This is a genomic window from Heyndrickxia sporothermodurans, from assembly GCF_003055045.1.
Classification (GTDB): domain Bacteria; phylum Bacillota; class Bacilli; order Bacillales; family Bacillaceae_C; genus Heyndrickxia; species Heyndrickxia sporothermodurans.
The window spans coordinates 38,768-57,721 of record NZ_NAZB01000021.1 but is presented as its reverse complement, the minus strand read 5'-3'; the positions used below and the strand labels follow the sequence as shown (position 1 = coordinate 57,721).

Genomic DNA, 18,954 nt, shown 5'->3' with positions numbered 1-18,954 from the left:
AGTTTGACGTGATAAACGAGAAAGGATAATCTTATTTCGTGAGGAATAATTAGGAGGACGAAAAATGTTGAAAAAAGTTTTGGCATTTTGTTTCATTTTCATTTTACTTTTTCAAACTGTTCCGGCGAATGCTGCTGAAAAAGTAAAACGAAACTGGCAAGATGAGACAATCTATTTTTTAATGGTTGATCGATATAATAATGGCGACTCGACAAATGATCGTAACGTAAAAGTTCTTGATCCAGTAGGCTTTCAAGGTGGAGATTTTAAAGGTATTATTGATAAATTAGATTTTATTAAAGATCAAGGTTTTACAACAGTAATGCTTACACCTATCTTTAAAAATGATGACAGGGGATATGATGGGTATCGGATTACTGACTTTTATAAAACGGATGACCACTTTGGCACCATCAATGAGTTTAAAAAATTAGTTAGTGAAGTACATAAGAAAAAGATGAAGATTATCATTGATTTTCCAACGAATCAAGTAAGTGCAAGTAGTTCTATAGTTAAGGATCCAAAGAAGAAGAATTGGTTCTCCGGGAAAACAAATGATCAATTAGTTTCATTTGATCATACAAATTCGGAAGTAAATCAATATCTCATTGATGCGGCGAAATGGTGGGTTACCAAAACGGATATTGATGGGTATTTACTAAGCAATGCAAATCAATCGCCGACACAATTTTGGAAGCAATTTTCTAGTAGTGTGAAATCAGTTAAAAAAGATTTCTATTTATTAGGTGAAGTCAATTCTAAAGACAGTAAATTAGTGAAGCAATACCAAGAGGCTGGGATTGATGGGACGTTGGATTTTCGGTTAAATCAGCCTTTACGTGATTCTTTTGCAACGATTAATCAATCTTTAAAAAAAGTACTTTCGATTGAAGCCGATAATAGAAAAGAATTTGATCAACCTTCCTTAATGGGCGCTTTTTTCGATAACCATAATATGAAAAGATATACGAGAGATATGGTGATAAACAAACAATTTCCGGGTACTAGATGGAAATTAGCATTAACATATTTATATACTCAGCCTGAAATTCCGATTGTTTATTACGGAACTGAAATAGCTGAGGATAGTGGCGGAGTACCCGAAAATCGTAAAATGATGAATTTCAGGACAGAAAAAGAATTGATTGATTATATTACGATGATTGGTGAAATTCGTCAACAACAACCGGCATTGACAAAGGGATCAATGGAAATTCTCTATGAAAAAAATGGGATGGTCGTTTTCAAACGACAATATAAGGATCAAATCAATCTTATCGGTATAAATAATACAGACAAAACGCAAGTGATTAAGTTATCTAAAGATCAATTGCAGAATGATAAAGAGGAATTACGAGGATTAATTAGCGGCGGTGTCGTCCGAGCAGAAAATGGAACGTTTAAGCTAGCCTTCGAAAGAGAAACTTCCGAAATCTATAATGTTGTTGAGAAAACAGGCATAAACTTTATGTTTATCGCAATTTTAGTTCTTATTTGGATCGTATTTTTTGCCTTTTTATTTATCGCTTGGAAGCGTGGAAAACAGAAAAAAATACAATAAAACCTGCCTTGTGGCAGGTTTTTTGATGTTTACCCATTGACAATCGTTCCGCCGTTAACATGTAAAATTTGACCGGATACATAGCTTGAATCCTCGGACGCTAAATAAACATAGGTAGGCGCAAGTTCATAAGGTTGACCTGGCCGTGATAACGGAACGTTGGAACCGAATGTTTCTACTTCATCTTCTGTGAATGTGGAAGGAATGAGCGGTGTCCAAATAGGACCTGGCGCCACTCCATTTACCCGAATTCCTTTACTCGCTAATGAGAGAGCTAATGATCTTGTAAAAGAAACAATGGCCCCTTTTGTTGCAGAATAATCGATCAATGTTTTATGACCTTTATATGCTGTTACGGAAGCTGTATTAATAATGGAGCTCCCTTTTTTTAAATAAGGAAGAGATGCTTGTACCATATAAAAGTATGAAAAAATATTAGTCTGAAATGTTTTCAATAGCTGACTGGACGTTATATTTAAAATGGTCTGCTGCGGATGCTGCTCCCCGGCATTATTAACTAAAATATCGATGTGACCAAAATGATCAATCACTTGCTTCACTGTGGATTGACAATGTTTTTCTTCACCCACATCACCGGGAATAAGTAAGCATTTTCTATTTTCTTTTTCAATTAATTCTTTTGTTGCTGATGCATCCTCATTTTCGTTTAAATAACAAATGGCGACATCTGCGCCTTCTTTAGCAAAATAAATGGCGGTTGCTTTTCCGATGCCGCTATCACCACCGGTAATAATGGCAACTTTATCTTGAAGTTTTCCGCTTCCTTTATATGAGGGATCAATTGATTTAGGAAGTGGATTCATTTCTGATTCGACTCCAGGCTGCTGATTTTGATGTTGTTTTGGCATCGTTTTTTTTGGTTGATTATTCATCAAATCACTCCTTCATTTGCTAAAATATGATTGAAAGGGGGAAGTGCAAATGGATATTTCTATCCATGAAATAAATAGAGAAGACGCTGAAGCTCTTCTTCATCACACTCAATTAGTGTTTACCCAATCTTCGTTCTTATTAACAACTCCTGAGGAATTTGAATTAAACATCGAGCAGCAACGAGAATGGATCATCCAACAATTATCCTTAGGAAATTTATTATTAGGTTGTGAAGTAAATGGTAAAATCGTTGGTTTTTTAAATGCTACGCGTTCAAAGCGGAAGCGAGTAAGTCATAATTGTATGTTTGGTATTAGCATTCAAAAAGAGTATTGGAATATGGGAATTGGAAGAAAAATGCTGGAATATATGATTGAATGGGCTGAAAATCATCCAATGATCGAAAAAGTATCTTTAGAAGTATTTTCCCATAACGAAAGAGCGATTTATTTATATAAATCATTAGGCTTTTCTGAGGAGGGGAGAAAGAAAAGACATATCAAATTTGAGGATGGCACGTATGTTGATGAAATACTAATGTCTAGGTTTGTAAAATAGGCCACCTAGCTTAAAGATTGGGAGGAAAAAAGTATATTTCCTCCTTGTTGTCTTTGGAAACTTAGACCGTTATTTACGCTACAGGAGTAAATGATGCGACAATAAGTAATTATTTTTTATTTTTTAATTCTAAAAGTATAGGTACTATATTTAGTAAGATAGAAACAATTGTCAAAAACCATAATGCCTTTTCCATAGTAGGTACAACATCCAATAAAGCTGACCAATCTTCACCTTTTACCCAATTAGATACAAGGCTATGTTCTGCACAGAGTGTCAATACTGTAAATGATAATCCCATTGCCATCGCAAGTTTATAATCTTTTCCTGTTTTATACATATAAAGATTTATAAAAGTTGCTACTATGGCAATAAGTCCTAATATTAACCACAAAATTATTTCCCCCATTATATTTTTATTTAAGATGAACATTTTTCTAAAAATATATTTTAAAAGGTCAGTTATCCTATTTTGATGGCTTGTTTGCTGAATAAGCCATTTACTTATAATCTATTTTAGTACAAAATTTTATAACCTAAATAAGTAAGTCGCGATTTTAGGGCTGTTGAACGAGTAGTTAGGATCAGTACTTCCCAATTACGGGTATGATAATTTGTACCTACACTTGAGAGCTATGACGACCAAGTTCCCATTTGAATTCCGATCTTGGGCTGCATTCTCTCGCTATGACGACCAAATTCCCATTTGAATACTAATCTTGGGCTGCATTCTCCCGTTATAACGACCAAGTCCCTTTATGAATTCTAATCTTGGGCTGCATTCTCTCGCTATGACAACCAAGTTCCCATTTGAATACTAATCTTGGGCTGCATTCTCCCGTTATGACGACCAAGTTCCCTTTTGAATTCTAATCTTGGGAGGCATTCTCCCGTTATGACGACCAAGTCCCTTTTTGAATACTAATCTTGGGCTGCATTCTCCCGTTATGACGACCAAGTCCCTTTATGAATTCTAATCTTGGGCTGCATTCTCTCGCTATGACGACCAAGTTCCCATTTGAATACTAATCTTGGGCTGCATTCTCCCGTTATGACGACCAAGTTCCCTTTTGAATTCTAATCTTGGGAGGCATTCTCCCGTTATGACGACCAAGTCCCTTTTTGAATACTAATCTTGGGCTGCATTCTCCCGTTATGACGACCAAGTCCCATTTGAATTCCGATCTTGGGAGGCATTCTCTCGCTATGACAACTAGTTCCCTTTGGTCATCGGATCTTGGGAAATAGTCAAAGCGGCTAATTATTTCAATAAAACACCACCAGACATCTAAATTGATCTAGTGGTGTTTACTATTATTATATTTGTTCCTAAAATGTAATTTTTCACTTATATCCGGAACGGAGTCTTAAACCATCAGGAATTGTGTCCACATTTGGTATGTTTTTTAATGTTATCTTCCCACGTTCCGAACCCGTTAGTTGAATTACCCATTCTTTTATCTCATCTATAATTTACAAATTGAACATCAATCGGAAAGTCTGCTTCACGGATAGCTGCAATTATTTTTTGTAGATCGTCTCGGCTTTTTCCGGTTACACGAATTTGATCATCTTGAATTTGGCTTTTTACTTTTACGCCGCTATCTTTAATGATGGCGTTAATCTTTTTTGCGTTATCCTTATCAATGCCTTGAATAAGTTTCGCACGTTGGCGTACAGTACCTCCTGAAGCCTTTTCTATTTTGCTATAGTCAAGATTTTTAACGGGTACGCCTCGCTTAATTAATTTACTAAAGAGAACATCCTTTAATTGATTCATTTTAAATTCATCATCTGAAACGAGCACCAATTCCTCTTTATCCAGACTGATTTCACTTTTGCTGCCTTTAAAATCATAACGAGTTTGAATTTCCTTCGTTGCCAAATTAATTGCATTGGTCACTTCAGAGAAATCAACATTTGATACAATATCAAACGAACTATCTTTTGCCATGAATATCCTCCCAATTACGTAAAGTTTAATTAGAAAATATCAAATTATAAGTGGAAAGTCCAACCATTCATTTGTTCGCCAGTAATTTCACTCTAAAGAAATACGCTTGGTCATATTTTTTTACTTTTTTCTCTATTTCAGCGTTTGAGTTATAGTGAGAAATATCTTGTGCTTCTATTCTTCCATCCTTCGATTCGATGATCATTCCGACTGTTATTGGTTTCCCTACTTGTAATTGTTTGCTTTCCTGTATAGCGACCGATAACGCTCCCCTATTTTGTTTAGAAACAGGTACTTCAAAGTCCATTTTTGTATATCCACTATCATCAATTACAGAGATAAAAAAGTCCTCTGACTTTTTTCCTTCATCAGGATTTGTTGCTTTATGAAAGATGATTTTATATTTTTTGTTTTTATCTTTTTTTCTCCATTCGGTATCAGTTGTACCTTTTGATAAGGACTCAATTTTTTTTCCTTTTTCATAATGATCCACCCAATATTCCAAATATGACGATCTTTGGGCTAATTGAACATCAAAAATAAATTGTTTTTCTATCCCAACCGCCTTTAGCAAGCTTGATTCTGATTTTGTTAATTTTGCAGGTTTTATTGTGTTTTTCTTTGCGGTTTCCACTTGATTTGAGCAGCTCGCTAACAAGCATAAACAAATGATTAATAGTTAAATATTTATATGTATAATTATATTACGATTGGTAGGCATTGGAAAAAGAAAAAACAAGGCGAGATATGCCTTGTTTTTTCTATAAATGATCCGTTTTCTTCGAGTACTGATTTTTCCCTGCTTGGCGATTTTTTTCTCTTTGCATGTTTTTTTCATGCCTTAGTGCATTATTGTCTTTTGCTTTTTTATCATTATCAGATGTATGTGGCATTAGTGTCATTCTCCTTTCAAAGTATAGCTTTTCCTTTTGAAAGAAGAATATGAACGCTATTTTTTTGCGTTTAAGAAGAAGAGAGCAAGTGTCCCTGGTCCCGCGTGGGAACCGACCGCAGCACCGATAATATTAATATAAAAATCTTTTGTACCAAAGCGTTCTTGAATCAATGATTTTAATTCAAGTGCCGATTGCTCATCGTCACCATGGCTAATTCCAATTAGTTGATTTTCTAAATCAACGCCTCTTTCTTCCATCACATCAAGCATTCTTTTAAGAAGTTTTTTCTTTCCGCGATGTTTTTCAATTGGTATAAGTTTCCCGTCTTCCACATGAAGAAGGGGTTTAATATTCAATAGCCCGCCTAAGAAGGCAGATGCTTTCGAAAGACGACCGCCTTTAGCTAGGAAGTCAAGATCATCAACAGTAAATAAATGCTCCATATGCTGAGATCGGAACTGGATATCCTCGATAATTTCTTCTTTAGATGCTCCGGACTTTACTAAATCAGCAGCAGCTTTCACAACAAGACCAAATCCGACGGAAGCGCATTTCGTATCGATGATTGTTAAATCTAATTCGGGATATTCTTCTTTTACCTGTTCCTGAACCATTACGGCTGTTTGGTATGTTCCTGATAATGCGGATGAAAAAGCTATATAAATTCCTGATTCATTTGATTTTGCCAGTTCAGTAAATAATTTATGAAAATCCTCCGGAGTTGGCTGAGATGTTTTTGGCATTTTACCTGCTCTAATTTCTTTAAATACTTGTGTAGGCTTAATTGTTTTCAAATCTTCATATTCTGTGCTATCTATGTATACGCGTAGAGGAATTAAAGCAACTTGGTTTTCTTCAAAAAAGGATAGTGGCATATCGCTTGCACTATCAGCAAATAGTTTTACAGTCATTTGTTTCACCCCTTAATGAAAAGATAATTTCACATTCAGTTTACCATTTTCGGGGAAAATCACAATCATTTCAGTATGAACTTTAAAGAATTGGGTAAATCAATAATGAGAAGGAGGCCGCTTATGAAAATCGATTCGCTTACGGAGCATATAAAAAAACTTGTTATCGTGTTTATTGGAGCTATTTTAAATGCTTTTGCCATGAATTATTTTTTAAAACCAGCGAATGTTTATGCAAGTGGATTTACAGGAATTGCTCAATTATTATCGAAAATTATTACTCAATTTACTCCATTAAACGTATCAACTGGATTATTATTGTTCCTTTTAAATATTCCGGTCGCTATTTTAGGGTGGAGAAAGATCGGTAAAATGTTTACATTATACAGTTTTATATCAGTTATATTTATGTCTCTCTTACTAGAAATCATCCCAATTCAGAAATCATCTAACGATATTTTGCTTTATTCCATTTTTGGAGGGGTTATTTCCGCTGCCGGGGTCGGAATTACTTTAAAGTTCGGTGCATCTACTGGAGGCCTAGATATTATTGCAATGGTTTTATCACGAATGAAGGATAAACCGGTCGGAAATTACTTTTTTATCCTCAATGCAGGAATTATCATAACAGCAGGTGCTGTATATGGATGGGATAAAGCATTGTACACGCTTTTATCATTATATGCATCAACGAGGGTAATTGATGCCATTCACACACGGTTTCAGAAGCTTACTGCTATGATTGTTACAAAAAAACCGGACGAACTGAAAAAAGCCATACATGGGAAATTGGTTCGAGGAATTACGATGATTCCAGTAAAAGGGGCATTCTCAAATGAAGAACGGCAAATGCTGATGATTGTTATTACGAGATATGAGCTGTATGATTTAGAACACATTATCAAAGACGTTGACCCACAAGCCTTTACAAATATTGTTCAAACAACTGCAATTTTTGGTTTCTTTCGAAAGGATTAAGAAGTAAACTATGGAGGAAGGAAAGTTACAATTGAAAAAGTTAATTGTGTTTTTCTCAATACTTATTACCTGCTTGATACCTTTACAAGCAAAGGCTGAAAGGGATGGTTTATCAATGATATCGTGGAATGTCCATCTAACACCTAAGCCGAATCAACTAGACATTGAATTTATAGTAAGCAACAATGGGGATAGTGATGTCACATTGGAGTTTCCAACTAGTCAGTATTATGATTATTCTATTTATGATGCTAGTAATAAAGAGGTTTTTCGATTTAGTAAAGGACGGTATTTTTTGCAAGCGTTTCAATATGTCAACATCCCAAAAGGAACGAAAAAAGTCTGGAAAAGCAGCTGGGATTATACAGTACAAGGTAAAAAGCTAGAAGATGGACTGTTTATGTTAAAAGCGACTTTACTTCCAACCAAAATTAATGGTGAACGTCCGACGAAAAAATTTGTGGCAACTTCGAAATTTTCAATCCCATTATTTAAAGATTTTACTATTGAAAAATTGGAAAATGGTGTGCTCGTAACAGGAAAGACATTTCATTCATTGACAGGATATTCATACTCTGTTGATGATGGCCATAATGAATTAATAAAGAAAACATCTTTAAATACAAAGAGCGAGGAATTTTCTTTGGAGCTTCCTCTTCAAACTAATTCGTATATTCTTACCATTTATAATGAAGAGGGAAAACCGGTTTATGTTGGAAGTTTTTAAGTAAAAATAGCTGCCATAAAGGCAGCTATTTCAATTGATTTAATTCATTTTGAAGCTCTTGTAATTGTCGTTGTTCAGCAAAAGTAGAATTTGCACGAGCGGATGATAAAGCGTTTTTAGCTTTCGCAATCATCTCATGCTGACCGCTGCCGGTAGCATCCTTCGCTAGTTCTACCATTTGTCTCGCTTGTTGAAACAATCTATTCGCCATTATTCTATTCCTCCTAATGAGGATTCTTTCATATATTCAACCTGGCGTTCTTCGGCTTCAGCTAACGTGGAGCGATATGGAAAGCGCTCAGCGTGTTTAGATACCGCGTCTTTTCCTTGTTGAACAAAGCGTTTAGACTTGTTTCTTTTACCCAAACGAAACACCGCCTTTTAAATTTTCTTTAATGAACGGAAAGTGACCCCGTTCGTTAATTAGTATGGAACACTTTAAATGAATTACAACGAGAAAAAAATGGGATTTCAAATATTTCTAACGTTCTCCAGCTACGGCGCCTAGCCCCTCGAAGGTTATTTGCTTGTCGGAGTTGATCAAGGCGCTTTCGCTTTTCTTATTTTAGCCTAAAAAAGTCCTCCAAAAAGACAGATACCCCGTCATCCATATTAGAAAAAGTAATTTCATTTGCAATGTCTTTTAACTGTTTAATGCCATTTCCCATTGCTACTCCAATGCCGGCGTATTCAATCATTTCTAAATCATTATCCTCATCACCGAAAGCAATGATATTCTTCTGTTCAATATTATAATGCTTAGCCACACGTTGAATACCGACCGCTTTATTCAATCCTGATTTGACAATTTCAATAATATGCCATGGCGCTCCCCAACGACGGTGATCAATAACCTCGGCATGAACCTCACTTAAATGTTCACGAATATAAGGGACGTCTTTTTCTTCTGCATGAATTAACATTGATGTTGGGTTATCGGTCAAAAACTCGCCAAGATTACCAGTAGTAATTTTCGGATTCCCCATATTAAATACATCGAGAAGTTTTTCATCATGATAATGGAGATAAACATTATCCAAAACTTCAGCGACAATATTATGTATACGATATTGATTACATGATTCAACTATTTCCTTTGCTGTATTTAATGACATTGGGCTATGATACAAACCCCAGTTTGCATCCTTTGGATGATGAACGAAAGCACCATTAAAGTTTACAATAGGTGTATTTAATCCTAATTCATGATAATATTTAACACTAGAACGGAAAGGTCTTCCTGTTGATATCATCACGATATGCCCTTCCTGTTGAAGTTTTTTTATTGTTTTTAACGTTCTTTCAGAAATTATTTTATCATCAGTTAAAAGAGTTCCATCCAAATCTAATGCGATTAAATATTGATTGGTCATAATTGTCTCCTTTATTATGTAATATTGAAAAATTAACTGTTTACTACAATATACTAAATTATCCAATCAATTAGAAGGATAACATCCTAGAAGGAGAGAGAAAAGTGATAATAGTAGATCATCCGGTAATTGATTCAGTTCCCGTCTTACACGTAGTGAAAGAGGAGTTAAAAGAAAGAAAACTTCCGTTTATCATTTTTGTACATGGATTTGAATCAGCTAAAGAACATAATTTACATTATGCCTATCTATTAGCGGAAAAAGGATTTCGAGTGGTTTTACCTGAAAGTTTATATCATGGTGAAAGGTCTGCAGAACTTAATCAGCATGACTTAATGTTTCGTTTCTGGGAAGTGATCATTCAGACAATTCATGAACTAAATATACTGAAAAATCATTATGTACATATTGGACTTGCAGACGAAGATAAAATCGGTGTAGTCGGTACCTCAATGGGCGGAATTGTCACATTAGGTGCATTAACACAGTACGACTGGATAAAAGCTGCAGTAAGCTTAATGGGAAGTCCTTATTATGTAGAATTTGCAAAAGGACAAGTTCAGCATTTTCAGGAATTAGGTGTACATATTCCATTTACAGAAGATGAGCTTAATGAACAATATGAAGCATTAATTCCCTACGATTTAAGTAAACATATAGAAAAGCTTCAAAATCGTCCCTTAATGTTTTGGCATGGTAAAAAAGATCAAACAGTTCCATATGATCCAACTTTTCATTTTTATAATAAAATTAAAGAAAGATACAACAAGCACCCGGAAAAACTGCTATTTCTAACGGATGAAAAATCAGGACATAAAGTTTCCCGTGAGGGCTTGCTCAAAACCGTTGAATGGTTTGATACTTGGTTGTCTTAGGTCTGTTGTTTTAACTATTTAGATTTTTTTGTTATGATATTAGGAAAAGCGCAAGCGCCTTGATCAGCGCTGGAGCTAGACATTAAAAAAAGGAGTGAATCAAATGGATGAGGAATTAAAAGAAAGTATTCTTGGAGCACTAGAACAAGTTATTGATCCGGAATTAGGGATTGATATCGTTAATTTAGGGCTTGTTTACGATATAGAAATGGATGAAGAAGGCAAAGTAACAGTTACGATGACTTTAACTGCAATGGGTTGTCCGTTAGCAGGCATCATTGTTGATCAAGTTCAATTAGCCCTTAAAGACTTGCCGGAAGTAAAAGAAACGGAAGTAAATATTGTTTGGAATCCGCCATGGTCTAAAGACCGGATGTCACGCTATGCGAAAATTGCATTAGGAATAACTGACTAATCCTTTTTCTATTATTTTCCTCGTTATAAACAATATTAATTACACAAAATAATATTGTGATTGATAAATAAGGGGGATAACAAATGGGACAAAGTCATCGTTTTCGATCTGGAGATAAAGCACCAAATAATGGGATATATATTGAAGTTGGTGAAACGGGGAGCAACGTCAAAAACCCGAAACAAATAAAATTAAAAGCCGGCGATCCTTTCCCTGAATCATCGAATGATGATCGTCAATGGACGTATAAAAGAAAACCATAAACCATCCATTTGGATGGTTTTTTCCTTCATAATTGTGGATCTGTATAATATAGCTGTTATACTCATTTTAAAGAGGTGAGATTATTGGATATTCAAAAGTTTACCTATACTGTTCAGGAAGCACTTGCTGCAGCCCAACAATTATGTGTGGAATACGAACACCCTGAAATAGATATTATCCATGTATGGTCGGCATTATTAGATAAGCCGGACAGCTTATTAACGAGTGTTTATAATCGTTTAGGAATTTCAACAGAAGAATTAAGACAGCTGTTTAAACAACTTTTATCAAAAAAACCTCAAGTTACTGGAAGTACTCAAAATTTTTACATATCTGCACAGCTAACTACATTATTTAATGATGCAGAAAAGGAATCGAAACAATTTGAGGATGAGTATGTTTCAATAGAACATCTCATTCTTGCATTAATGAAACAACCTTCCAATGAAATCGTACAATATTTAAGCAAACGAAAGATAACAAAAGACGCTTTAAAAAAGGAAATAATGAATATAAGGGGGAATCAACGAGTGACATCACAAAACCCTGAAGCAACATATGAAACGTTAAAAAAATATGGCCGTGATCTCGTTTTAGCGGTTAAAGAAGGAAAAATTGACCCTGTTATTGGACGAGATAGTGAAATCCGTAATGTAATTCGAATATTATCGAGAAAAACAAAAAACAATCCTGTTTTAATAGGGGAACCCGGAGTTGGTAAAACAGCGATTGCTGAAGGATTGGCTCAGAGGATCGTTAGAAAAGATGTCCCCGAAGGACTAAAAGATAAAACGATCTTTGCTTTAGATATGGGGTCACTTATCGCAGGAGCTAAATTTCGCGGTGAGTTTGAAGAAAGATTGAAAGCAGTATTGCAAGAAATTAAGAAAAGTAATGGTCAAATTCTTTTGTTTATCGATGAACTTCATACGATCGTAGGTGCTGGAAAAACGGAAGGGGCAATGGATGCCGGCAATATGTTAAAGCCGATGTTAGCAAGGGGTGAGCTCCATTGTATCGGTGCAACAACACTTGATGAATATCGTAAATATATTGAAAAAGACCCCGCATTGGAACGAAGATTTCAACAAGTATTAGTGGAAGAACCAAATGTTGAAGATACCGTTTCCATTTTACGTGGATTAAAAGAACGATTTGAAGTGCATCATGGTGTTAAAATTCATGACCGTGCACTTGTTGCAGCTGCAACTTTATCGAATCGTTATATTACTGATCGGTTTTTACCAGATAAGGCGATTGATTTAGTGGATGAAGCATGTGCCACAATCAGAATCGAAATTGATTCGATGCCAAGTGAATTAGATGAAGTCACTAGACGCGTCATGCAGCTTGAAATTGAGGAAGCGGCTTTAACTAAGGAATCTGATGAAGCGAGCAAAGAGCGTTTAGCCATTTTGCAAAAGGATTTAGCTGATTTAAAGGAAAAAGCGAATGAAATGAAAGCAAAATGGCAATTAGAGAAAAAAGAGCTTCAAAGTATTCAAGAAAAGAGAGAGCAGTTAGAAAAACTAAGAAGGCAACTTGAGGATGCCGAAAATAATTACGATTTAAATAAAGCAGCAGAATTAAGGCATGGAAAAATCCCTGCTTTAGAAAAAGAATTAACAAGTTTAGAAGCATCCATGTCAAACGAAGATGATAATAAATTGCTCCGGGAAGAAGTTACGGAAGAAGAAATCGCAGAAATTGTTGGACGTTGGACTGGAATCCCTGTAACAAGGCTAGTTGAGGGCGAACGGGAAAAATTATTACGATTGGAACAAATTTTACATGAACGGGTAATTGGGCAGGATGAAGCGGTTAGTCTTGTCAGTGATGCTGTCATAAGAGCAAGGGCAGGTATTAAAGATCCAAATCGTCCCATTGGCTCTTTTATCTTCTTAGGTCCTACAGGTGTCGGCAAAACGGAACTTGCCAAAGCGTTAGCGAAAAGTTTATTCGATAGTGAAGAACAAATGATTCGACTGGATATGTCCGAATATATGGAGAAACATACAGTATCAAGGCTCATTGGAGCACCTCCGGGGTATGTTGGATATGAAGAAGGCGGTCAATTAACTGAAGCTGTTAGACGTAAACCGTATTCCGTAATTTTATTAGATGAAATTGAAAAAGCACATCCGGAAGTTTTTAATGTCCTTCTTCAAATACTCGATGATGGGCGTGTGACAGATTCTCAAGGTCGAATGGTTGATTTTAAAAATACCGTCATCATAATGACATCAAATCTCGGTTCTTCCTTTTTATTGGAAAGGGATAACTTGGGAGAGGAAATTACGGAAGAAACGAAAGAGAAAGTATTAAGTCATTTACGGGCATCATTTAGACCGGAATTTTTAAACCGTGTCGATGACATTGTTATTTTTAAACCATTAACAATTGGCAATATAAAAGGGATCGTCTCAAAACTAATTCATGAATTACAATCGCGGCTAAGTGGACAACATATTCAATTGGATATAACGGAAGAAGCTAAAGAATGGATCGCGAAATCAGCATATGACCCTATTTATGGTGCCCGTCCGTTAAAACGGTATATTCAACATCATATTGAAACGGAATTGGCCCGAGAAATCATTCGTGGGAATATACATCCACAAACCAAAATTATGATTGATGTTGAAAATAATATGTTAAAAATAAGAAAATAAAAANNTTTTTATTTTCTTATTTTTAATGAGTTTCAACAGATGGTTTCGGAATTATTGCAGCAAGAACAGCAATAAGTACAGTAGCAATTACACCAATGATTGAAATGGTTTGTATACTATATTCTGTATTCGTCATTGAGCTTGCAACATATCCTAAAACTTGTACAAGGATAAATGTCCAAAATAAAGTTGCTATTAATTTCATTCAATTCACCTCATTTAAATAAACTATGTATTTTAACAGTATATACTAATAAATATCCCAATTTATATTAACATAGCTTGATTAAATTATAAATGGATTTCACAAAAATTCTACAAAGATTAATTTATCAATAATCTAGGCATTTTCCCTGTCTAAAGATACTTGGCATGCATACATTATAATGACCAAATCCGTATTTCTGAATACATGTCCAAAACGGAAAAAACAGTAGAAATAATTATACAAGGAGTTTTCTAAAATGTTGAGAACACTTCTGTTCGATCAACAATGGTGTATGCTTCATTATCCCGAACAACCAAATGGTTTGCCATCTTTATCATCGGAGATCAGCAGCATTATGTTAATGAAGAATCCAGTTTTTGGATCGATAATATTGGACGCAAACAAATGATAGAAAGATTAACACAAGCGGGATATTTTGTCTATTACTCTAATTTATTTGAAAAAAACTGGGGAAATCAACAATCTGTTGAACATTCATATAATCTATATCAACTAATTATGAGAAAAGAAATATTAAATCAAAAAATTCATATATTGGCAGAGGGAATGGGAACACTTACGGCGGCACAGTTAATTCCACTCATGGAGGATAACATCCGTTCAATTGTTTTATTTGCCCCATGCATTTCATTAGAAAAACATATTGAACAAGAACAAACAAGAAAGTTTTACTACAAAAAATTAATGAAAGAAATAAAGGCCGCCTTTAATGAAGAAAGTGTTCATATAAACACAGAAAAGCCAATCGAGGAAATGAAGGAATCTTTATTCATTATTCAAGTAATTGACCAAAATCGTTATAAAGATCAACTTGAATTGATTCATCAACTGTTGCTTAAACGGAAGGAAAAAAAGCTGCCCGTCGAAATTCATTATATTCTGCTTGAAAATCGTCAATACATTACAGAAAAAATCATACGGTTTTTAAAAGAAAATGAAAAAGTTTTATAGTACTATGAGGAGGTATTGATATGGATCAAGCAATTGTTTTTGCTGCCCAGCAATTTCTTGGTTTTGAGATTTGTAAAGAATTATTGAATCAAGGTTATGAAGTGATGGCAATTGAGCATGAACAAATGGTAAATGATTACAGCAATGAAAAATGGCTTGAAATTGGAAGAAATGCAAACGTTACTTATCAACCTCTCAATACTAACATTGACTTAAACGATCAATCCTATATTTGGTTTATACCTTTATACGATTTATTTACCGTAAAAAATGAGAAACTAATAATGGATTGGACCATTAACTTGCAAAGGCTTTATGAAGAATCAAAATCATCTATTGAGAGGATTATTTTCATAACTCCAGTGAAATGGTCCTCAAATGAACGTAAAGCTAATGAACATTTTTATAAGAAATTGAAAAATGAAGTAATTAATAGTGAAGAAACTCCAGTCATTGAATTTCAATTGCCAACTATTTTTGGTCCATGGCAGCCCAATTGTTTTTTATTTCAGCAAATCATTTCAGAATCTGAATTGAATAGCTATTTTGATGATCTAATGGATGCGATTTATGTTGAGGATGCTGTCCATTCAATTCTTGAAAATATGGATGATAAGTTTTGTGGTAAAACCGTTTATTTGCAAAGTGAGACAGGGGATAACTGGAGGAAATGTGTTCTTTATCTCAACCCCTCTTATCCATTACCAGAGCAAAGTGAATCAATGAACCGTAACAATGTGGAAATTCTTAAAGTAAAAGAATCAATATCATTTAAGGAAGGTATTGATAAACAAATCGCTTGCTATTCTCGAAAAAAACAATAAATCTTTTCATATTTTTAGCATACAAGTAAAATAAGAAAGAATTTATTTGTATGTTTTTGTGCTGCTTGAAAAAGGAGTTGCTTACTATTTGAAGAAAAAAGTAGTATTATTCGTTCTCGTTATGCTTCTGGCCAGTTGCTCGAATCCTATTGAAAAGGGTAAAATAAAAAAGGTTGGACTGCTCGTTCCCGAAACGATAAATGATCAAGTTTGGGGTACAAAAGGGTATAAAGGGATATTAAATATTCAAAATAATTTCAATGTAGATGTATATTATCGGGAAGGCATTGAAAGTGATTACGCGATTAAACAAGCTGTCCAGGAATTAAGTCAAAAGGGAGTGAACTTAATTTTTGGTCATGGTGCTGAATATGCAAATACCTTTAATGAAATTGCAAATAAGTATCCGAACATTCATTTTGTTAGTTTTAACGGGGAAGCCAAAAAAAGAATACAACAAGCATTAAATTTGAAGGACATGCGATGGGCTTTTTCGGCGGGATGACCGCAGCACATATGAGTTCCAAAAAAAAGATTGGAATTATTGGAACACATAGTTGGCAACCGGAAATAAAAGGGTTTGTTAACGGTGCGAAATTTGAAGATCCTCAAACAAAGATGAAAATTATTTACACAGACAATTGGGATGATGGTCAAAAAGCATTAGCTCTACTCGATCAATTAATCGCTGAAGGTGTAGATGTTGTTTATCCTGCGGGAGATGGATTTAATATACCCGTTATTGAAAGGTTAAAGGAAAAAGGGCTTTATGCAATAGGCTATGTTTCAGACCAAGCTGAATTAGGGAAAAATACCGTCTTAACGAGTACTGTGCAACAAGTAAGTAAACTGTACGATATTGTTGCAAGAAAATATGCCGAAGGTGAACTTCCATCCGGAAATCTTTCATTTGACTTTCAAGATGGTGTAATTGTTATGGGGAAATTTAGTCCACTAGTTGATAAAAAATTTCAAAACAAAATTCGTGACAATGTTCAAAAATACAAAAAAACAGGAAAATTACCTAGTTAGAAAAAGTGGAGGATGTAATAATGGATCAAGACAAATCAATGGAATTTATGCAAATTGCAATGAAATACTTACCAGAGGCAAAAGAGAAATTGGATCAAGCTGGTGTTGAAATTTCTTTTGAATTACTACAACCATTCATGGAGCTCTTTACTAAAGTAATGAATGAAGCCTATGAATTAGGGAAAAAGGACGCATTAAGTAAATAGAGTACGTAAAAAGAGGCTTTCATTTGCGAAGGCCTCTTTCTCATCCATTCCTATTCTTTTGAATTCTGAATAAACTTGCTAATTAAGGGGGAAACTTTTTGAAACATCGGTTTTAATTCACCGAGGGATGTCATTAAATTATCAACATGCGTCATCATTTCATCTAAATTGATGTTTTTAAGATTTGGATGATTTAATATACTGCTTAACATATCATTTTCGTTCGCTGTTTCATTGGAACGTTCTGTTTGTTGAACTGGTCGATCAAATAAAGGGCGTCTGTTCCCGGGTCCACCACCACCAAAAAACATTCGATCAAATGGATGAAGACTTTCTTCTTCTTTTTTCTCTTCTTCAATCTTTTCAATATTATCTTCCACTTCAGGGGTAATTTCTTCACTCATTTTCACATACACCTCCTTTTTAAAGTCTCTTTTAAAATTCTCATCGATATAAAATATGCAAATAATTATTTTGGGGATAGATGAATATCATGCTTTCTCCAAAACAGATAAGTGACAAAAATAAAATTAACTGCTATAATTAGGAGCAGGTCATAAGATTAACTATAAATAATATTTTTGCCTTTAAAAAGGAGATGCACGTGATGAACGCAGGAATAATTGGAGTTGGGAAGTTCAGTCCTGAAAAGGTTTTAACAAATTTTGATTTAGAAAAAATGATGGATACATCGGATGAATGGATTCGTACACGTACTGGTATTGAGGAACGTCGAATAGCAGATAAAGACATGGATACATCTGACATGGCGTATGAAGCGGCATTAAAAGCAATAGAAGATGCAGACATAAAGCCGGAAGAGATTGATTTAATCCTTGTTGCGACAGTTACACCTGACCAGCCATTTCCATCTGTTGCTTGCATGCTTCAAGATCGTTTAGGAGCGAAAAAAGCAGCTGCAATGGATGTCAGTGCAGCCTGCGCCGGATTCATGTATGGAGTAATTACTGCAAAACAATTTATTGAAACGAATGCATATAAATATGTTCTCATTATAGGTGTTGAAAAATTATCAAAAATTACGAATTGGGAAGATCGTAATACGGCTGTTCTTTTTGGTGACGGAGCAGGCGCAGCTATTATGGGGCCGGTTTCTGAAGGAAGAGGAGTTCTAGCTTTCGAACTAGGTGCTGATGGTTCTGGTGGAAAATATTTGTACGAAGACGAAAACAAACATATCATTATGAATGGGCGAGAAGTCTTTAAATTTGCTGTTAGGCAAATGGGCGAATCATGTGTCAATGTAATTGAAAAGGCAGGCTTAACGAAGGAGGACGTAAACTTCCTTATTCCTCATCAAGCAAATATTAGAATTATGGAAGCATCTAGACAACGTTTAGACTTACCAATTGAAAAAATGTCTAAGACGGTCCATAAATACGGGAATACATCATCAGCCTCCATTCCAATGGCACTTGTTGAAGAATATGAAGCAGGTAAAATCAAAGATGATGATGTCATCGTTCTAGTCGGTTTTGGCGGCGGGCTTACATGGGGTGCCATCGCATTAAAATGGGGCCGGTAGGTGTTACTGGAAATTTCGATAAGTAAAGGGTATTATGTAAAAAGGATATAATAAATAGAAAATCTTCTTGATTTGGAAGGAGATCCGA

At 34.9% G+C, this 18,954-nt stretch carries 24 protein-coding genes and 1 pseudogene; 14 read left to right on the top strand and 11 right to left on the bottom strand.

The genetic code is table 11. The features are described 5' to 3' along the window. The first annotated feature begins 64 nt into the window (after positions 1 to 64). A complete protein-coding gene (locus B5V89_RS10190) occupies positions 65 to 1,561 on the top strand; it encodes an alpha-amylase family glycosyl hydrolase (protein WP_108071812.1) in 1,497 nt (498 codons plus the stop codon). Positions 1,562 to 1,590: 29 nt separating this feature from the next. Here B5V89_RS10190 and B5V89_RS10185 read toward each other — a convergent pair whose 3' ends face one another. Then, positions 1,591 to 2,454, bottom strand: a complete 864-nt coding sequence (locus tag B5V89_RS10185) for an SDR family oxidoreductase (protein WP_108071810.1) — start codon at positions 2,452 to 2,454, stop codon at positions 1,591 to 1,593. A 49-nt stretch (positions 2,455 to 2,503) separates the two neighbouring features. Here B5V89_RS10185 and B5V89_RS10180 point away from each other — a divergent pair, with 49 nt between their 5' ends. Then, positions 2,504 to 3,013, top strand: a complete 510-nt coding sequence (locus tag B5V89_RS10180) for a GNAT family N-acetyltransferase (protein ID WP_108071808.1) — start codon at positions 2,504 to 2,506, stop codon at positions 3,011 to 3,013. 109 nt (positions 3,014 to 3,122) lie between these two features. On the opposite strand, the gene B5V89_RS10175 is transcribed toward B5V89_RS10180, so the two are convergent. The 5 genes from B5V89_RS10175 to B5V89_RS10155 all read right to left on the bottom strand — a co-directional run bounded on the left by B5V89_RS10175 (position 3,123) and on the right by B5V89_RS10155 (position 6,774). After that, positions 3,123 to 3,407 carry a hypothetical protein gene (locus B5V89_RS10175; RefSeq protein WP_066234068.1) on the bottom strand — a complete coding sequence of 95 codons (285 nt, stop codon included), beginning with the start codon at positions 3,405 to 3,407 and terminating at the stop codon, positions 3,123 to 3,125. 1,068 nt (positions 3,408 to 4,475) lie between these two features. After that, complete coding sequence (locus B5V89_RS10170) at positions 4,476 to 4,967, bottom strand: YajQ family cyclic di-GMP-binding protein (protein ID WP_066234072.1); 492 nt, start codon at positions 4,965 to 4,967, stop codon at positions 4,476 to 4,478. 67 nt (positions 4,968 to 5,034) lie between these two features. Beyond that, on the bottom strand, positions 5,035 to 5,601 hold the full coding sequence (locus B5V89_RS10165; protein ID WP_108071806.1) for a hypothetical protein: 567 nt from the start codon (positions 5,599 to 5,601) through the stop codon (positions 5,035 to 5,037). A gap of 127 nt (positions 5,602 to 5,728) precedes the next feature. Beyond that, positions 5,729 to 5,860, bottom strand: coding sequence for a DUF3941 domain-containing protein (locus B5V89_RS10160; protein WP_084347787.1), 132 nt, complete (start codon positions 5,858 to 5,860; stop codon positions 5,729 to 5,731). 56 nt (positions 5,861 to 5,916) lie between these two features. Continuing rightward, positions 5,917 to 6,774: a DegV family protein gene (locus tag B5V89_RS10155; protein WP_108071804.1), complete on the bottom strand. Its 858-nt coding sequence runs from the start codon at positions 6,772 to 6,774 to the stop codon at positions 5,917 to 5,919. A gap of 123 nt (positions 6,775 to 6,897) precedes the next feature. Between B5V89_RS10155 and B5V89_RS10150 the strand changes: the two genes are divergently transcribed. Both B5V89_RS10150 and B5V89_RS10145 read left to right on the top strand, forming a co-directional pair. Continuing rightward, positions 6,898 to 7,752 carry a YitT family protein gene (locus B5V89_RS10150; protein WP_108071802.1) on the top strand — a complete coding sequence of 285 codons (855 nt, stop codon included), beginning with the start codon at positions 6,898 to 6,900 and terminating at the stop codon, positions 7,750 to 7,752. Between the two features lie 115 nt (positions 7,753 to 7,867). Then, positions 7,868 to 8,479 carry a BsuPI-related putative proteinase inhibitor gene (locus B5V89_RS10145; RefSeq protein WP_181294647.1) on the top strand — a complete coding sequence of 204 codons (612 nt, stop codon included), beginning with the start codon at positions 7,868 to 7,870 and terminating at the stop codon, positions 8,477 to 8,479. A 25-nt stretch (positions 8,480 to 8,504) separates the two neighbouring features. Here B5V89_RS10145 and B5V89_RS10140 read toward each other — a convergent pair whose 3' ends face one another. The 3 genes from B5V89_RS10140 to B5V89_RS10135 form a co-directional block, all read right to left on the bottom strand. Continuing rightward, positions 8,505 to 8,690, bottom strand: coding sequence for a DUF3813 domain-containing protein (locus tag B5V89_RS10140; protein WP_108071798.1), 186 nt, complete (start codon positions 8,688 to 8,690; stop codon positions 8,505 to 8,507). Then, on the bottom strand, positions 8,690 to 8,845 hold the full coding sequence (locus B5V89_RS20090) for a hypothetical protein (RefSeq protein WP_165797763.1): 156 nt from the start codon (positions 8,843 to 8,845) through the stop codon (positions 8,690 to 8,692). Before B5V89_RS20090 ends, B5V89_RS10140 begins: the two co-directional genes overlap by 1 nt. Positions 8,846 to 9,039: 194 nt before the next feature. Continuing rightward, entirely contained in the window at positions 9,040 to 9,852 is an 813-nt protein-coding gene (locus tag B5V89_RS10135; RefSeq protein WP_066234093.1) for a Cof-type HAD-IIB family hydrolase, read from the bottom strand. Between the two features lie 104 nt (positions 9,853 to 9,956). On the opposite strand from B5V89_RS10135, the gene B5V89_RS10130 reads away from it, so the two are divergent. From B5V89_RS10130 to clpB, 4 genes are all read left to right on the top strand, one after another. Further along, positions 9,957 to 10,727 (top strand): alpha/beta fold hydrolase, encoded by a 771-nt coding sequence (locus B5V89_RS10130; protein WP_066234096.1) that lies wholly within the window; start codon positions 9,957 to 9,959, stop codon positions 10,725 to 10,727. A 103-nt stretch (positions 10,728 to 10,830) separates the two neighbouring features. Continuing rightward, a complete protein-coding gene (locus B5V89_RS10125; RefSeq protein ID WP_066234099.1) occupies positions 10,831 to 11,142 on the top strand; it encodes a metal-sulfur cluster assembly factor in 312 nt (103 codons plus the stop codon). Between the two features lie 83 nt (positions 11,143 to 11,225). Further along, a complete protein-coding gene (locus B5V89_RS10120) occupies positions 11,226 to 11,405 on the top strand; it encodes a YjzC family protein (RefSeq protein ID WP_066234102.1) in 180 nt (59 codons plus the stop codon). Positions 11,406 to 11,489: 84 nt separating this feature from the next. Continuing rightward, positions 11,490 to 14,078 (top strand): ATP-dependent chaperone ClpB, encoded by a 2,589-nt coding sequence (clpB, locus tag B5V89_RS10115; protein ID WP_108071795.1) that lies wholly within the window; start codon positions 11,490 to 11,492, stop codon positions 14,076 to 14,078. Positions 14,079 to 14,100: 22 nt separating this feature from the next. Here clpB and B5V89_RS10110 read toward each other — a convergent pair whose 3' ends face one another. Continuing rightward, positions 14,101 to 14,283, bottom strand: coding sequence for a YjzD family protein (locus tag B5V89_RS10110; protein ID WP_108071793.1), 183 nt, complete (start codon positions 14,281 to 14,283; stop codon positions 14,101 to 14,103). A 259-nt stretch (positions 14,284 to 14,542) separates the two neighbouring features. On the opposite strand from B5V89_RS10110, the gene B5V89_RS20085 reads away from it, so the two are divergent. The 5 genes and pseudogenes from B5V89_RS20085 to B5V89_RS10090 all read left to right on the top strand — a co-directional run bounded on the left by B5V89_RS20085 (position 14,543) and on the right by B5V89_RS10090 (position 17,320). Continuing rightward, positions 14,543 to 14,695, top strand: coding sequence for a hypothetical protein (locus B5V89_RS20085; RefSeq protein ID WP_181294646.1), 153 nt, complete (start codon positions 14,543 to 14,545; stop codon positions 14,693 to 14,695). After that, the gene (locus B5V89_RS10105) at positions 14,692 to 15,258 is read left to right on the top strand and encodes a hydrolase (protein ID WP_108071791.1); all 567 of its coding nucleotides are present in this window, start codon (positions 14,692 to 14,694) and stop codon (positions 15,256 to 15,258) included. The genes B5V89_RS20085 and B5V89_RS10105 overlap by 4 nt, the downstream gene beginning before the upstream one ends. 20 nt (positions 15,259 to 15,278) lie before the next feature. Further along, positions 15,279 to 16,082, top strand: coding sequence for a hypothetical protein (locus B5V89_RS10100; protein WP_108071789.1), 804 nt, complete (start codon positions 15,279 to 15,281; stop codon positions 16,080 to 16,082). Between the two features lie 121 nt (positions 16,083 to 16,203). Next, positions 16,204 to 17,114, top strand: a pseudogene (locus tag B5V89_RS10095) (BMP family ABC transporter substrate-binding protein). Positions 17,115 to 17,134: 20 nt separating this feature from the next. Beyond that, positions 17,135 to 17,320 carry a ComZ family protein gene (locus tag B5V89_RS10090; RefSeq protein ID WP_066234119.1) on the top strand — a complete coding sequence of 62 codons (186 nt, stop codon included), beginning with the start codon at positions 17,135 to 17,137 and terminating at the stop codon, positions 17,318 to 17,320. A 50-nt stretch (positions 17,321 to 17,370) separates the two neighbouring features. Here the strand turns inward: B5V89_RS10090 and B5V89_RS10085 are convergent, their stop codons facing one another. Beyond that, complete coding sequence (locus tag B5V89_RS10085) at positions 17,371 to 17,724, bottom strand: hypothetical protein (RefSeq protein ID WP_066234125.1); 354 nt, start codon at positions 17,722 to 17,724, stop codon at positions 17,371 to 17,373. A 203-nt stretch (positions 17,725 to 17,927) separates the two neighbouring features. Here B5V89_RS10085 and B5V89_RS10080 point away from each other — a divergent pair, with 203 nt between their 5' ends. Continuing rightward, complete coding sequence (locus tag B5V89_RS10080) at positions 17,928 to 18,866, top strand: beta-ketoacyl-ACP synthase III (RefSeq protein WP_066234129.1); 939 nt, start codon at positions 17,928 to 17,930, stop codon at positions 18,864 to 18,866. The last annotated feature ends 88 nt before the right edge of the window (positions 18,867 to 18,954 follow it).